Here is a 14,501-nt window from a genome sequence, read left to right on the forward strand (position 1 = left end):
CCGGCACCCGCGGCCGCCACTGCGGCGCAGCCGCCCGTCGCGACCGCGCCTCCGAGCGGCGAGCCCGGCGGCGCCGACTGATTCAGGCGTTGCTACACAAGCTGAATGCGGCCGATTTCGCTTCACGAACCATTCGCGAAGCCGGTGAGAAGGTGGCGCCCGTCGAGAGCGCGGTGCTTGTGCATCGGCTCCGCCACCCAGGAGCAATCAGCATGAACACTCTCAAATCCGCCTTGTGTCTTTCCGTCCTCGCCATCGCCACGGCCGCCGCGCCGCTGGCCGAGGCGCAGCGTCACTACGGTCCCGAGGACGCCGGCCGCCGCTTCAGCGACGGCACCCGCGTGCACTGCAAGAAGGTTGCGGTGCGCAAGAACAGCACCGATCCGGACCGCATCGGCGGCACCTTGGCGGGTGCGGCGATCGGCGGCTTGCTGGGCAACCAGATCGGCAAGGGCGATGGCCGCAAGCTGGCCACGGTCGGCGGCGCGGTCGCCGGTGGCGCCACCGGCCGTTACATCCAGGGCCAGCGTCAGCAGGCCAATGGCAATCGCGTGGTTGAGACCGTCTGCAAGCGTTATTGAGTCGCGCGACCGCATCGTGTTGGTCGGTGCCTGACGCCGACCTGGCCGCCTGATGCAGCACGCCCCGGCGGAGGCCTCCGCCGGGGCGTTTTTTTTGGGTGCCGGTTGCGACGTTGCGCGATTCGGCGCCGCGGCGGCTCAATCGGCGAGCAGATCGCGCAGCGCCGCGTCCAACTGCGGATACCGGAACACATAACCCTCGCGTTGCGCACGTGTCGGCAGCACGCGCTGGCTGCCCAGCAACAGCTCGGCCATCTCGCCGAAGCCGAGGCGTAATGCCGCCGCCGGCATCGGCAGCAGCGCCGGACGATGCAGGGTCGCGGCCAGTTGCTGCGCGAACGCGGCATTGGTCGCCGGCGCCGGTGCGGTGGCGTCGTAGGCGCCTTCGCCGCCTTGCTGCAGCAGCCACAGCAGCAACCCGACCTGATCGTCACGGTGGATCCAGCTCATCCACTGGCGGCCATCGCCCATGCGCCCGCCCATGCCGAAGCGGAACGGCAGCAGCATCCGCGCCAGCGCGCCGCCGTCGCGGCCCAGCACCACGCCGGTGCGGACCAGGCTGGTGCGCACGCCCAGGTCCTGCGCGCGTAACGCTTCGGCTTCCCAGTCGCGGCAGAGCTGGGCGGCAAAGTCGTCGCCCGGCGTGCTGGTTTCGTCCAGGACCTCGTCGCCGCGGTCGCCGTAGTAGCCGATCGCCGAGCCGGAGATCAGGCAGCCCGGGCGCTGCGCAGCGTCGAGTCCGCTCATCCAGTCGAGCAGGGCGCGGGTGGTGCCGATGCGCGAGGTGCGGAAGCGACGCTTGCGGGTGGCGCTCCAGCGGCCTTCGGTCAGCGGTTCGCCGGCGAGATTGATCACCGCATCGGCGGGTGCGGCGCGCTGCAGATCGTCCAGCACCTGCACCGCCGGCAACAGGCGCGCCGCGCGTGCGGGGTCGCGGGTCAGCACGCTGACCCGGTGCCCGGCGTCGAGCAGAGCCGGGCACAGCGCGCGGCCGATGAATCCGGTGCCTCCGGTAACGAGCACGTGCATGCAGGGGATCGCTTGCGCCAAGGGAGCCGCAGTGTAGGTGCGCCGGGCATGGCGGAAGAGTGAACGCCGGGGGTGTCGGTGCCGCGGCGGTGGGTTTCGCGATGCCTGCACGGGCGAGGCGGCACGCTGCGCGGGCGCCGCCGCCACGTGGCCAACGGAAGCTCCTGTTCGCGATGTCCGCTCCATGATCCGACCATCGAGGTTCGCTTGCCCGCCGTGGCTTCGCCGCGGCGTCTGTCTGCTGCTGGCCGCGCTGCTGGCCAGTGCCGCGGCCACGGCCGCACCGGCGCCGGCCGACCAGGCCAGCGCGGCTTGCCTGGCCGCACTGCTGGAGCGGCTCGGTTGGCACATCGGCACGACCAGCGCGGCGCAGCCGCAGATCGCCGCCGGCGCACCCTGCGAACGCGGTTCACTGGCCGAGGCGCAGGCGCACGGCGATCTGCAGGCGGCCTTGCCCGCAGCCTGGAACGACGCGCAGCGGCAGCAGGCCTTGCGTGCCTTGCTGGACACGCCGGCCACGCAGTGCGGCTACTTCCTGCAACTGGGGGCGGCCACCACGCGCGCGGTCGCACGCCTGCAGGCCAATCCCGGCTACCGTTTCTCGGCGCTGCAACTGGGCTGGATCGGCTTCGGCCTGCGCGGCGCGCACGCGCAGGGCTGGGAACGCTTCCGCAGCTTCGGCCGCGGCTATCGCCCGGTCGGCGGCAATGCGCAGGCGATCGAGGCGTTCTACAGCGGCCATGTGCGTTCGGAATGCGGCGTCGGCCGGCAGATCGCGCAACTGGCCACACAGCGCGAACTGTATGGCGACGCGGCGTTCGATCGTGCGTTCAGCGCCGACGAGCTGTCGATCGGCACCTTCCTGACCCTGCACGACACCGACAGCATCCTGCTCGGCGCGCACGCTGGCGATTTCTTCGCCGACGGCAAGGCAGCCAGGACCGCGCAGCGCGGCCGTGCGGCCTTCCTCGGTGCGCCCGGCTACATCGTGCACGTGTTCGAGCGCCGCTACCTGGACGACATCAACAACCAGGCCGAGAACTTCGTGGTCGCCGCGGTCAGCGCCGAGGCCGCTACGGTCTTGCGCGCGCACGGTGGCTTCGCCTACTACGACGCCCAGAACCGCCGCATCTGGGAGCTGGCGCGGGCGCTGCGCGGCCCGGGCCGCGAACGCTTCGAGCGCCTGCTGTATGAGCGCGACCCGGCACTGCGCGCACGCCTGGATCCGGCGCAGCAGGCAGTGCTCGCGCAACTCGACGCCTTGCTCGACGATCCGTTCTACCGTGGCTTCGCGGTCTACGTGCATCCCAAGGGCGTCAAGCCGATCGGGTATCACGTGGTGCGGCTGCTGGATCGCAATCCGCGCACGCCGTTCGCGATCGAGCTGACCCTGCATAACCTGCACACCACGCTGTACCGGCGCTGGCGCGACCTGCAACTGCACGACTGTGCGCAAACGCCGCCGCCGGCACCTGCCGCCGCATCGGTGCCTTAGCTGCGCGTCACGTCGGCATCGCCGCTTCGTGAGACCCTAACCCTCCTTTTTTCGAACCGGGAACGACGCATGGAACTGGGACTTGTAGGCTTGGGCCGGATGGGCGCCAACATGGCCGAGCGGCTGGTGCGCGGCGGGCATCGCGTGGTCGGTTTCGACCTGGGCGAGGCCGCGCGCAGCGCGGCGCAGCAGCGCGGGGTCGACGCGGTCGACAGCATGGCCGCGCTGATCGCGGCGCTGCCGGCACCGCGCGCGGTGTGGCTGATGGTGCCGGCCGGCAAGGTCGTGGACGACACCCTGGCCGCGTTGCTGCCGTTGCTCGGCAAGGGCGACGTGGTGATCGACGGCGGCAATTCCTACTACAAGGATTCGATGCGCCGCGCCGGCGAACTCGCCGCGCACGGCGTCGCCTATGTCGACTGCGGCACCAGCGGCGGCGTGTGGGGCCTGCGCGAGGGCTACAGCCTGATGATCGGTGGCGATACCGCCGCGGTGCAGCGCCTGCACGAGGTGTTCGCGACCCTGGCGCCGGCCGCCGATGCCGGCTGGGGACATGTCGGCCCCAGCGGCGCCGGCCACTTCACCAAGATGGTCCACAACGGCATCGAGTACGGGATGATGCAGGCCTATGCCGAGGGCTTCGCGCTGATGGGGCGCAAGCAGGAGTTCGCACTGGATCTGCACCAGGTGGCCGAGGTCTGGCGCCAGGGCAGCGTGGTGCGTTCATGGCTGCTGGACCTGTGCGCGGATGCATTGGGCGACAACCCGACCCTGGCCGGCATCGCGCCGTTCGTCCAGGACTCCGGCGAGGGCCGCTGGACCGTGGCCGAGGCGATCGACCTGGACGTGCCGGCGCCGGTGATCACCCTCTCGCTGCTGGAGCGGCTGCGCTCGCGCGACGACGATTCGTTCGCCGACAAGTTGCTGGCGGCGATGCGCAACCAGTTCGGCGGCCATGCGATCAAGCACGAGGGCGGCGACGCGCCCGCGCCGGGCGGTACGCGCCCGGCCTGAGGCCCGGCGCTCAGTCCAGCGTGACGCTGCAGCCGGAGGCGGCGCTGCGCACGCCTGCCTCCAGCAGCCGCATCACCGCCAGCGCCTGCGCCGCATCCACCGGCGCAGGCGCGCGACCCGCGATCGCCTCGCGAAAGGCCGCATAGCAGTCGCGGTAATCGCCGCGCGGCGCGGGCAGGGTCTGGACGGCGTGGGTGCCGTCGGCGCCGACCAGGCGCAATTGGCCGGGCAGGGGATCCTCGCCCCAGCCGGGCGCGCCCGGCGCGACGCCCGCGCGCAACTGCGCTTCCTGCGTGTCCAGACCGTGCTTGACGTAGCTGCCGCCGCTGCCGTGGACCGCAAAGCGCAGGCCGTTGGCGGCGACCAGCGACCCGGCATGCAGCACCACCCGCAGCCGCGGATAGCGCAGCACCGCATGCACGTAATCCACGGTCTGCGCGCCGGGGCGCTGCAGCGCCAGATCGGCCTGCAGCGATTGCGGCGGCCCGAACAGTTGCAGGGCCTGATCGAGCAGATGCGGCCCCAGGTCGAACCACAGCCCCGAGCCGGGGAGTGCGTGCTCGCGCCAGCGGTCGCCGACCTGCGGACGGTGGCGGTCGAAGTGCGAATGGAACTCGGCGATCTCGCCCAGCGTGCCCGCCTCCAGCAAGGCGCGCACGCCCAGGAAGTCGCCGTCCCAGCGTCGGTTCTGGAACACGCTGACGATGCGGTCGGCGCGCTGCGCCTGGTCGAGCACCTGTTGCGCTTCGGCCACGTCCAGGGTGAATGGCTTGTCCACCAGCACGTGCTTGCCCTGCGCCAGGGCGGCCAGCGCCAGTGGCGCGTGGGTCTGGTTGGGCGTGGCGATCACCACCGCATCGATCCGCGGATCGGCGAAGGCCTGCGCCGCCTCGGCAACCACGCGCGCCTGCGGCCAGACCGCGTTCACGGCCTCGGCCTGGCGCGAGACCACGGTGTGCAGGTGCAGGCCGGGCGTCTGTGCGATCAGCGGCGCATGGAAGGTGCGGCCGACGTAGCCGAAGCCGAGCAGGGCGAGATTGAAGTCGGGCATGGGCGCAGGCAGCAGCGGCGGGACGCCAGTATCGCCTGGGCTGCGTGGGCGGATTGCGCATTCACGCTGCGGCGATTTTTCGGTCACGCCGCCTGTACGACGGCCTGGCGGAGACTGCGCGCACATTCAGCGGAGGAAGACACGATGAAGACGATCAATGCACGCACCCTGCTTGGCGCCACCCTGGTGGCCGGTTTCGCGTTCGGCGCGGGCCAGGCGTTCGCAGCCGGCCAGGCGACCAGCGCCAAGGACCACGGCACCATGGGCCAGCAGGACACGATGCAGCACGACACCATGGCCCATGACACGACTCGCCACGACTCCAAGGAGCCGGTCACCGATACCTGGATCACCACCAAGGTGAAGGCCGATCTGCTGGCCACCAAGAACGTGTCGGGCACCGAGATCAAGGTCGACACCGTCAACGGCACGGTCAAGCTGTCCGGCGCGGTCGCGACCAAGGCCGAGAAGGACAAGGCCGTGGCGGTCGCTAAGAAGATCGACGGGGTCAAGAAGGTGGATGCGGCCGACCTGAAGGTCAGCGCCGCCGCCAAGAAGTAAGCATTGCAATCCGCGGCCGCGGGTGGGGATGCGACGAGGCGCCCCACCCGCGACGGCCGGTCTGCGACGCACCCTGCGGGGTGCGTTTTTTTTGGGGGGGGGGGGCAAATTCGCGACGGAAATCGCATTTCGCGTCGCATTGACACCCGCTCAGACATCATTCCTTCATGTTCGTCAACGGATCACGCGCAATGTTGGAGACCCAACCCCACCCGGCTGCGGGGCACGCGGCCGCGGCTGCCGAGGCGCTGGGCGCCGCGTTGTCCGGCCATGGCGCGCAGCCGTCACTGCTGCTGCCGGCGGTACGCCGGCTGGAAGCGCAGTTGAGCATGCTGTTGACCACGTTTCACGAAGACACCGGGTTCTGGCCGGCGTTCTCCGCGCTGATGCAGGAACTGGATCAGGGCCTGAGCCAATCCGAGCGCCGGCGCCTGCGCAGCCACGCCGATTTCCTGCTGGTCCGCGCCGGCATGCCGGCCTGGACCCTGATCGGCGCCACCGCCGGTTCCATTCCGCCCCCGGCGCGCCGGCCCTGAGCGCGGCGCGCGCGTGGCACTCCCGCGGGTGGCCGCAGGCTGCCCGTTTCGTCGTGCGCGCGGCCTGGGATAGAGTCCTTGCAGGTACCGCGATCGGGGTGTCGCGCTTCCGCTGAACAATTCATCTGCTGCCGGGGAAGATGGGCGACAATGCGCGCCCGCGATGGCCGCAGCCGTTCCTTCTTTTGACGCACCAGCTATGCAGACCATCGCCAAACACGATGCTTGGGACCGCTGGCGGCTGCCGTTGCTGGCGCTGGCCGTCGTCCTGATCGTCATCCTGCCCTCGCTGCTGCTGCGGCAGATGAATGCCAGCACCCTGCGTGCGGCGGACTGGGTCGGCCACAGCCAGGAAGTGACCGCCACCTTGAACGCGATGGAAGCGGACATGCGCGACATGGAGTCGGCGGCGATGGCGATGTCGCACGGCGTGCAGTCGCCGATCCTGACCGCGCGCCTGCAGCAGGCGCGCAACTCGATGCAGCCGACGCTGGCGCACCTGGCCGAGCTGACCCGCGACAACCCGGACCAGCAGATCCGCGTCGGCCGCCTGCAGAGCACGCTGGAGCGACGCGGCCTGATCGCCGAGCGGATCGCGCAGACCCGCGATCCGGAGCGGATCCGCGCGCTGATCCAGGACATGACCTCCGACAATCCAGTGCGCGGCCTGATCGCCGAGCTGCAGCGGCGCGAGGACGAACTGCTGAGCGAGCGGACCGCCGACGCCGAGCAGCGCCGCATGCTCGCCTCGATGATGAGCTGGACCTCGCTGGTGGTGCAGCTGTTGTTGCTGGGCCTGGTGATCTGGCTGTTGCAACGGCAGATCGGCCGGCGCCTGGACGCCGAGCGCCACATGCTGCGCGCCAACGGCCGCGCCGCGGCGGTGCTGCAGACCGTGCGCGAGCCGATCGTGCTGCTCGACAACGGGCAGCGGATGCTGATGCACAACACCGCCTTCGCCGAACTGTACGGCATGGACCTGGCGGATCCGCCGAAGCTGCTCGCCGACGTCGGCGACGGCGTCTGGCAGGATCCGGTGATCGTGCAGCGCTTGGCCGACGTGTTGCTGCGCGGACGCGAATTGTGGGATTTCGAGCACGAACAACTTGGCGCGGACGGCGTACCAAGGACCATGCTGCTGAATGCGCGGCGCATGCCGCTGCCGGACAGCGAGGACGAAGTGGTCTTGATGACGGTCAGCGACATCACCCTGCAGAAAACCGCGCAACAGCGCATCCAGGAACTGAACCGGCAGCTGGAGGGCAAGATCGAGCAGGTGTCCGAAGTCAATCGCGAACTGGAGGCGTTCAGCTACTCGGTCTCGCACGACCTGCGCGCGCCGCTGCGCCACGTGGCCGGCTTCGCCGACAAGCTGGTGCGGCACCTGGGCGATGGCGCCGACGAGAAGAGCCGCCACTACCTGGAGGTGATCGGCACCTCGGCGCGGCGCATGGCCTCGCTGATCGACGACCTGCTGGTGTACTCGCGCCTGGGCCGCAGTGCGCTGCGCCTGCAGGCGGTGGACATGCAGTCGCTGGTGGCGGAGACGCGTTCGGTGCTCGACGCCAACTACCAGTCCGACCATGGCGACAGCGGGCATCGCATCGAATGGAGCATCGCGCCGTTGCCGATCCTGGTCGCCGACGAGAACATGATGCGCCAGCTGTGGCTGAACCTGCTCGGCAATGCGGTCAAGTACAGCGCCAAGCGCGAGGTCGCGCAGATCGAGGTCGGCTACCAGGTGCAGCCGGACGGCAGCCATCACTTCAGCGTGCGCGACAATGGCGCAGGCTTCGACATGACCTATGCGGCCAAGCTGTTCGGCGTGTTCCAGCGCCTGCACAAGGCCAGCGAATATTCCGGCACCGGTATCGGCCTTGCCAGCGTGCGCCGCGTGCTGACCCGCCATGGCGGCCATATCTGGGCCGAGTCCGCCCCCGATCAGGGCGCCACCTTCCATTTCGTCTTGCCCCCGGCGCCCGAAGCGCCCACTACCGAGTTCATCGCATGACCGCCATCCGCACCATCCTGCTTGCCGAAGACAGCCCCGCCGATGCCGAAATGGCGGTGGATGCGTTGCGCGACGCGCGTCTGGCCAATCCCATCGTGCACGTCGAGGACGGCGTGGAGGCGATGGACTACCTGCTGCGCCGCGGCGCCTATGCCGACCGCGAGGAAGGCCTGCCGGCGGTGCTGCTGCTGGACATCAAGATGCCGCGCATGGACGGCCTGGAAGTGCTCAAGCTGGTGCGCAGCGAGGAGTCGCTCAAGCGCCTGCCGGTGGTGATCCTGTCGTCCTCGCGCGAGGAAAGCGACCTGGCCCGCAGTTGGGATCTGGGCGTGAACGCGTATGTGGTCAAGCCGGTCGACGTGGACCAGTTCTTCACCGCGGTGAAGACCCTGGGCACCTTCTGGGCGTTGATCAACCAGGCGCCGGACAAAGAGTAAGCGCGCATGCCCACCACCGGCCCCAGGCTTGGCCCGATCCGGATCCTCATGGTCGAGGATTCGCCGGAGGATGCCGAGCTGCTGTCCGACCAGTTGCTGGACGCCGGCCTGGAGGCGACCTTCCGCCGCGTGGAAAGCGAGCCGACCCTGCGCGAGGCGCTGGGCGAGTTCGCGCCGGACATCGTGCTGTCGGACCTGAGCATGCCCGGGTTCTCCGGGCACGAGGCGCTGCGGGTGGTGCGCGAGGACGGCAACGCCGTGCCCTTCATCTTCGTCTCCGGCACCATCGGCGAGGAGACCGCGGTGGAGGCGCTGCGCGACGGCGCCAACGACTACATCATCAAGCACAACCCGACCCGCCTGCCGTCGGCGGTGGCGCGCGCCATCCGCGAGGCCCGTACCGAGCGCGAGCGGCAGCGGGTGGAGCGCGAACTGATGCGCGCGCAGCGGCTGGAGAGCCTGGCCCTGCTCGCCGCCGGCCTCAGCCACGACCTGCGCAACATCCTGCAGCCGCTGCTGATCGTGCCGGAACTGATCGTCGGTCGCAGTGACGATCCGCAACTGCGGCACCTGGCCGACGTCATCGCCGAGTGCGGCCGGCGCGGCCACGAGATGGCCGAGTCGATGCTCTCGTTCGTGCGCGGCTCGCGCACGCCCAGCGAGCCGGTGCGCATCGCCGAGCTGTTCCAGGCGGTGCAGATGCTGCTCAAGAGCAGCCTCCCGGAGCGGGTGACGCTGCAGGCGGACGTGGCCGATCCGGCGCTGTCGATCGAAGCCAACTACACCGAACTGCAGCAGTGCCTGCTCAACCTCGGCCTCAACGCCATCCAGGCGATGCCCGATGGCGGCCAGCTGAGCTTCTCGGCGGCGCCGGCGATCGGCGCCGACGGCAGCGAGCAGGTGCGCATCCTGGTCCGCGACAGCGGCATGGGCATGGACGCGGAGACCCAGGCGCGGCTGTTCAGCCCCTTCTTCACCACCAAGCCGGACGGTACCGGCCTGGGCCTGATCTCGTGCAAGCGCATCGTCGAGAGCTACGGCGGCCGGATCGGCGTGGACAGCACGCCGGGCCAGGGCACCTGCTTCGAATTGCTGATCCCGCTGCGCGCGCCGGTGCCGTCGTTCGAGCCGGAGCCGTCGCTGCCGATGGGCAAGGGCCAGCGCGTGCTGCTGGTCGACGGCGAGGCCACGCGGCTGTCGCTGCTCGGCAATGCGCTGTCCAGCCAGGGCTACCGTCCGCAGTTGGCGTCCGACGGCGCCGCCGCGCTGCGCGACGTCGAAGAGCACGGTCTGCCGGACCTGGTGATCGTCGACAGCGACATCATCCTGCTGTCGGCGGTACGCCTGCTGCTGGCGCTGCAGGACCTGGGCTACCAGGGCCCGGCGATCGTGCTCGAGGACACCGGCACCAACCTGGAGCGCGACCACTTCCCCGCCGACATCGCCGTGCACGTCCTGCGCAAGCCGCTGGAAATGCAGCGCGTGTTCCGCGCGGTGGCGCATGCCCTTGAGAGTGGTTGAGGCGCTGGGAACGGGGATGGGGGAATCGGGAATGGGAAAGGCAAAAGCCAAAGCCAAAGCCAAAGCCGATGCTCATTGCTGCATGGCGACCGTATCTACAGCGCAAGCTGCGCGATGACGTGACTCGTTTATCTGGAGTCACCGAGAGAGGCAAAGCTCACCGGATCCGATAAGTGCAGCTTGGAACGCAAGGACAACGGATTGACGCCTCAGCGGCCATCATGTCTCAGCGCAAGCTCCGCGCTCCGGCTGTTCCGATTCCCCATTCCCGATTCCCCAATCCCGGCTTCTCACTGCTGCGCTGACTGGTCTTCCGGGTCGCGGCGGGCGGGGGAGCGGCGCGGGGGCAGGGGCGGCAGGGCGTCGCGCGATTCGGTGTCGTGGTCGGCGGACAGGGCCGGTTCCCAGGGGAAGCGCGGCAGGGTGCGCACGGCGTTCTCCAGCTTGCGCGACCAGGTGTCGTGGATCTCGGCGTACAGCGGGGTGTCCGCTTCCAGGCGCATGCGCTCGGTCACGCGCAGGTCGTTGCGGCGGATCAGCGCCACATCGATCGGCATGCCCACCGACAGGTTGGAGCGGATGGTCGAGTCCAGCGACACCAGGGCGGTGCGCGCGGCATCTTCCAGCTGCATCTCCGACCGGATGATGCGGTCCAGGATCGGCTTGCCGTACTTGGATTCGCCGATCTGCAGGTACGGCGTCTCCGGCGAGGTGGCGATAGCGTTGCCGAGCGGATAGATCATGTACAGCCCGGGCCGTTCGCCGGCGATCTGCCCGCCCAGAATCAGCGTCGACTGCACGTTGATGCCGCTGTGCTGCGATTGCTCGGACAGCTTGACCTGGCTGGAGGCCAGTACGTCGCCGACGTATTCGGCGACCTCGAACAGGTGCCGGAAGGTGCGCAGGCTGCGCGGCGCGTCCGGATCGTCGGCGTCGCGCTGCAGGCGCGAAAGGGTCAGCTGCGTGGTCGCCAGGTTGCCTGCCGACATCAGCGCGAACACCGCCTGGCCCGGATACTCGAACACATGCAGCTTGCGGTGGACGCGGACGTCGTCCAGCGAGGCGTTGGTGCGGGTGTCAGCGGCGAAGACCAGGCCTTCGTCCACTTCGATGCCGACGCAATATGTCATGGCGCTGCCGAAAACCGGGTACGTCCCGATTCTATGGGGGCGGCTCGGGCTTGGCTAGCCGTTGACGCTCGCGGTCGCGGCATGCGCGAATAGCGCATGACCACCGTGCTTCTGAGCCTGGGCAGTAACCTGCGCCCGCATCACCATCTGGCCGCGGCGATCGCGGCGCTGCGCCGGCAGTTCGGTGCGGTCGCGGTGTCGCCGACCTATCGCACCGCGGCGGTCGGCTTCGACGGGCCGGCCTTCCTGAACAACGCGGTGGCGCTGCAGACCGACTGGGAGCTGGCGCCGCTGGACGACTGGCTGCATGCGCTGGAGGACGCGCACGGCCGCGACCGCAGCGGCCCGCGCTTCAGCGACCGCACCCTGGACATCGACGTGGTGTTCTACGGCGACCGCATCGTCGAAGGCCCCGGCCACCTGCGCATCCCGCGGCCCGAGCTGCGCCACGCCTTCGTGCTCAAGCCGCTGGCCGACATCGCCGCCGACTTCATCGACCCGGTCAGCGGACAAACCCTGGGCGCGCTATGGCAGGCGCATGCCGAGCACGGGAAGGTGTTCGAGGTGGTGGAATTGGGTTGAGTAGCGGGGATTGGGGAGTCGGGATTGGGGATTCGCAAAGGCGGAGTGCAGCGGTCCGATAGCGCACGCTTAAACGTCGTTGCGCTTACCCGATGAGGTCTCGCTGGTGCTGCTGCCTGTAGCGAATCCCCAATCCCTGCATCCCGAATCCCTGCTTCACAGCGAATCCCCAATCCCGAATCCCCAATCCCGGCTCACGTCAGCCCGCGACCGCCATCCACCCGCACGGTCTGCCCGGTGACGAAGCTGGCGTCGTCGAGCAGCCAGCGCACAGCCTCGGCGATTTCCTCGACCTGGCCGGTACGCGCCAGCGGCGTGCGTGCCAGCAGCGCTTGCTGCGCGGCGGCGTCCTTGCCGGCGTCGGGCCACAGGATCGCGCCGGGGGCGATGGCGTTGACGCGGACCTGCGGCGCCAGTTCCAGCGCCAGCGAGCGGGTCAGCATCGCCAGGGCGGCCTTGGCCGCGCTGTACAGCGGATGCGCGCGCAGCGGCGTTTCCGCGTGTACGTCGGTCATGTTGACGATCGCGCCGCCGTGCTGACGCAGCTGCGCGGCCGCGGCCTGCGCCAGGAACAGCGGGGCGCGCGCGTTGACCGCGAACAGGTCGTCCCATTGCGCCGGTGTGGCCTCGTGCAACGGCGTGGGATAGAAGTTGGAGGCGTTGTTGACCAGTGCGTCGAGGCGGCCGAAGCGCGCCACGCACTGCGCCACCAGGTCGGGTAGCTGCGCGGTGTCGCGCAGGTCGGCTTGCAGGGTCAGCGTGCTGCCGGCGCGCATGGCGTCCAGCTCCTGCGCCAGCGCGCGCAGCTCGGCTTGCGAGGTGTGCGCATGCAAGGCCACGTTATAGCCGGCTGCGTGCAGGCGTCGGGCGATGCCGGCGCCGATGCGCCGCGCGCTGCCGGTGATCAGGGCGACTTTGGTCTGGGTCATGTACGGGTTCCATGCTCGGCTATGCTGTGCATTGTCCACGCAATCCGGCGCCGCATGCCCACCGACCTTCCTTTGCCCGATGCCACCGCATTGGCCCACAGCGAGCGCCTGGCCGCGCACATGCGCGCCGAGATCGCCGCCGCTGGCGGGGCCATTCCGTTCTCGCGTTTCATGGAGCTGGCGCTGTACGCGCCCGGCCTGGGCTACTACAGCGCCGGCAGCAGCAAGTTCGGCGAAGAGGGCGATTTCGTCACCGCGCCGGAACTGGGGCCGCTGTTCGCCGCCACCGTGTCCAATGCGCTGGCGCCGGTGCTGCAGCAACTCGGGCCGCAGGCGCGGATGCTGGAAGTGGGCGGCGGCAGCGGCGCGTTCGCCGAGGTCATGCTCAAGCGCCTGCTGGCGCTGGATGCGCTGCCAGAGCGCTATGCGATCCTGGAACCCAGCGCCGACCTGCGAGAACGGCAGCGCGAGCGCCTGGCGCGCACGTTGATCCCGCCGGTGTTCGACCTGGTGGAATGGCTGGACCGGCCGTTCGACGACGACTGGAACGGCGTGCTGTTCGCCAACGAGGTGATCGACGCCCTGCCGACGCCGCGCTTCGCGCTGCGCGACGGCGAGGTGTTCGAGGAGACCGTGACGCTGGATGGCGAGGGCCGCTTCCGCCGTGGCGAACAGCCGGCCGATCCGCTGCTGGCGGCGGCGGTGCGGCACATCGAACGCTATCTGCAGGTGCCGTTCGCCGACGGCTACCGCTCCGAATTGCTGCCGCAGTTGCCGTACTGGATCCAGGCGGTGGCCGGCGGCCTGCGCAGCGGCGCGATGCTGTTCGTGGACTACGGTTATCCGCGCCGCGAGTTCTATCTGCCCGAGCGCGACGACGGCACCTTGCGCGCGTTCTACCGGCATCGCACGCATGCCGATCCGTACCGCTGGCCGGGCCTGCAGGACCTGACCGCGTCGGTGGACTTCACCGCGCTGGCCGAGGCCGGCACCGGGGCGGGCTTCGACCTGGCCGGTTACTGCAATCAGGCCAGCTTCCTGCTCGGCAACGGCCTGGACGCGCTGCTGGCCGAGGCCGAGGCGCGCAGCGACGCAGCCGCGCAACTGCGCCTGCGTCAGCAGGTGAAGCAGCTGACCCTGCCCAGCGAGATGGGCGAGCGTTTCCAGGTGATGGGCTTCGAGCGCGACGTGTCGCTGGCGCCGGCGTTCCTGTCCGGCGACCTGACGTGGCGGCTGTGATGGCGGCAGTGCGCGACTTCCGCTGGCCCTGGCTGTGGCTGGGGCTGTGGTGGCTGGGCATCGCGGTGCTGATCTACGTGTGCATGATGCCGCACCCGCCGCAGTTGTCGGACCTGCCCGACACCGACAAGGCCGAGCATTTCATCGCCTACCTGGTGCTGGCCGCCGCGGCGGTGCAGGTCTATGCCGGACCACGCGCCTGGACCTGGGCCGCGCTGGGTCTGCTGGCGCTGGGCGTGGGCATCGAATTCGCGCAGGGCGCCTGGACCACCACGCGCTCGGCCGATCCGCTGGATGCCCTGGCCGACGCCCTGGGCGTGGCGGCCGGCATGGCCACCGCGGCCACGCCGTGGCGCGATCTGCTGTGGCGGCTGGAGCGCGGCAG

15 protein-coding genes are annotated in these 14,501 nt (G+C 69.8%); 11 read left to right on the forward strand and 4 right to left on the reverse strand.

Annotated features, from left to right (window positions below; translation table 11 throughout):
- Positions 1–212 precede the first annotated feature (212 nt).
- The gene (locus D180_RS03740; protein ID WP_026143726.1) at positions 213–581 is read left to right on the forward strand and encodes a glycine zipper 2TM domain-containing protein; all 369 of its coding nucleotides are present in this window, start codon (positions 213–215) and stop codon (positions 579–581) included.
- A 138-nt stretch (positions 582–719) separates the two neighbouring features.
- Here the strand turns inward: D180_RS03740 and D180_RS03745 are convergent, their stop codons facing one another.
- Positions 720–1,610 carry a TIGR01777 family oxidoreductase gene (locus tag D180_RS03745; protein WP_017907912.1) on the reverse strand — a complete coding sequence of 297 codons (891 nt, stop codon included), beginning with the start codon at positions 1,608–1,610 and terminating at the stop codon, positions 720–722.
- A gap of 184 nt (positions 1,611–1,794) precedes the next feature.
- Between D180_RS03745 and D180_RS03750 the strand changes: the two genes are divergently transcribed.
- Both D180_RS03750 and gnd read left to right on the forward strand, forming a co-directional pair.
- Positions 1,795–3,105, forward strand: a complete 1,311-nt coding sequence (locus D180_RS03750; RefSeq protein ID WP_017911729.1) for a hypothetical protein — start codon at positions 1,795–1,797, stop codon at positions 3,103–3,105.
- Positions 3,106–3,174: 69 nt separating this feature from the next.
- Positions 3,175–4,119 (forward strand): phosphogluconate dehydrogenase (NAD(+)-dependent, decarboxylating), encoded by a 945-nt coding sequence (gene gnd, locus D180_RS03755; RefSeq protein ID WP_017911730.1) that lies wholly within the window; start codon positions 3,175–3,177, stop codon positions 4,117–4,119.
- 10 nt (positions 4,120–4,129) lie between these two features.
- On the opposite strand, the gene D180_RS03760 is transcribed toward gnd, so the two are convergent.
- Positions 4,130–5,170, reverse strand: a complete 1,041-nt coding sequence (locus D180_RS03760) for an oxidoreductase (RefSeq protein ID WP_017911731.1) — start codon at positions 5,168–5,170, stop codon at positions 4,130–4,132.
- Between the two features lie 144 nt (positions 5,171–5,314).
- On the opposite strand from D180_RS03760, the gene D180_RS03765 reads away from it, so the two are divergent.
- From D180_RS03765 to D180_RS03785, 5 genes are all read left to right on the forward strand, one after another.
- Positions 5,315–5,731: a BON domain-containing protein gene (locus D180_RS03765; protein ID WP_017908374.1), complete on the forward strand. Its 417-nt coding sequence runs from the start codon at positions 5,315–5,317 to the stop codon at positions 5,729–5,731.
- 191 nt (positions 5,732–5,922) lie between these two features.
- The gene (locus tag D180_RS03770; protein WP_017911732.1) at positions 5,923–6,267 is read left to right on the forward strand and encodes a hypothetical protein; all 345 of its coding nucleotides are present in this window, start codon (positions 5,923–5,925) and stop codon (positions 6,265–6,267) included.
- Positions 6,268–6,466: 199 nt separating this feature from the next.
- Complete coding sequence (locus D180_RS03775; protein ID WP_017911733.1) at positions 6,467–8,278, forward strand: ATP-binding protein; 1,812 nt, start codon at positions 6,467–6,469, stop codon at positions 8,276–8,278.
- The gene (locus D180_RS03780; protein WP_010343137.1) at positions 8,275–8,715 is read left to right on the forward strand and encodes a response regulator; all 441 of its coding nucleotides are present in this window, start codon (positions 8,275–8,277) and stop codon (positions 8,713–8,715) included. The genes D180_RS03775 and D180_RS03780 overlap by 4 nt, the downstream gene beginning before the upstream one ends.
- A 6-nt stretch (positions 8,716–8,721) precedes the next feature.
- Entirely contained in the window at positions 8,722–10,236 is a 1,515-nt protein-coding gene (locus D180_RS03785) for a hybrid sensor histidine kinase/response regulator (RefSeq protein ID WP_026144266.1), read from the forward strand.
- 290 nt (positions 10,237–10,526) lie between these two features.
- Here the strand turns inward: D180_RS03785 and D180_RS03790 are convergent, their stop codons facing one another.
- A complete protein-coding gene (locus tag D180_RS03790) occupies positions 10,527–11,366 on the reverse strand; it encodes a proteasome-type protease (protein ID WP_017911734.1) in 840 nt (279 codons plus the stop codon).
- Positions 11,367–11,462: 96 nt separating this feature from the next.
- Between D180_RS03790 and folK the strand changes: the two genes are divergently transcribed.
- On the forward strand, positions 11,463–11,948 hold the full coding sequence (folK, locus tag D180_RS03795; protein WP_017911735.1) for a 2-amino-4-hydroxy-6-hydroxymethyldihydropteridine diphosphokinase: 486 nt from the start codon (positions 11,463–11,465) through the stop codon (positions 11,946–11,948).
- 194 nt (positions 11,949–12,142) lie between these two features.
- Here folK and D180_RS03800 read toward each other — a convergent pair whose 3' ends face one another.
- Positions 12,143–12,877: a pteridine reductase gene (locus tag D180_RS03800; protein ID WP_017911737.1), complete on the reverse strand. Its 735-nt coding sequence runs from the start codon at positions 12,875–12,877 to the stop codon at positions 12,143–12,145.
- 54 nt (positions 12,878–12,931) lie between these two features.
- On the opposite strand from D180_RS03800, the gene D180_RS03805 reads away from it, so the two are divergent.
- Positions 12,932–14,116 carry an SAM-dependent methyltransferase gene (locus D180_RS03805; RefSeq protein ID WP_017911738.1) on the forward strand — a complete coding sequence of 395 codons (1,185 nt, stop codon included), beginning with the start codon at positions 12,932–12,934 and terminating at the stop codon, positions 14,114–14,116.
- On the forward strand, positions 14,116–14,501 hold a 386-nt coding region (locus tag D180_RS03810), incomplete at its 3' end, for a VanZ family protein (RefSeq protein WP_017911739.1). The genes D180_RS03805 and D180_RS03810, both read left to right, overlap by 1 nt.

Source organism: Xanthomonas sp. SHU 166 (assembly GCF_000364685.1).
GTDB classification, from domain to species: Bacteria; Pseudomonadota; Gammaproteobacteria; order Xanthomonadales; family Xanthomonadaceae; genus Xanthomonas_A; species Xanthomonas_A sontii.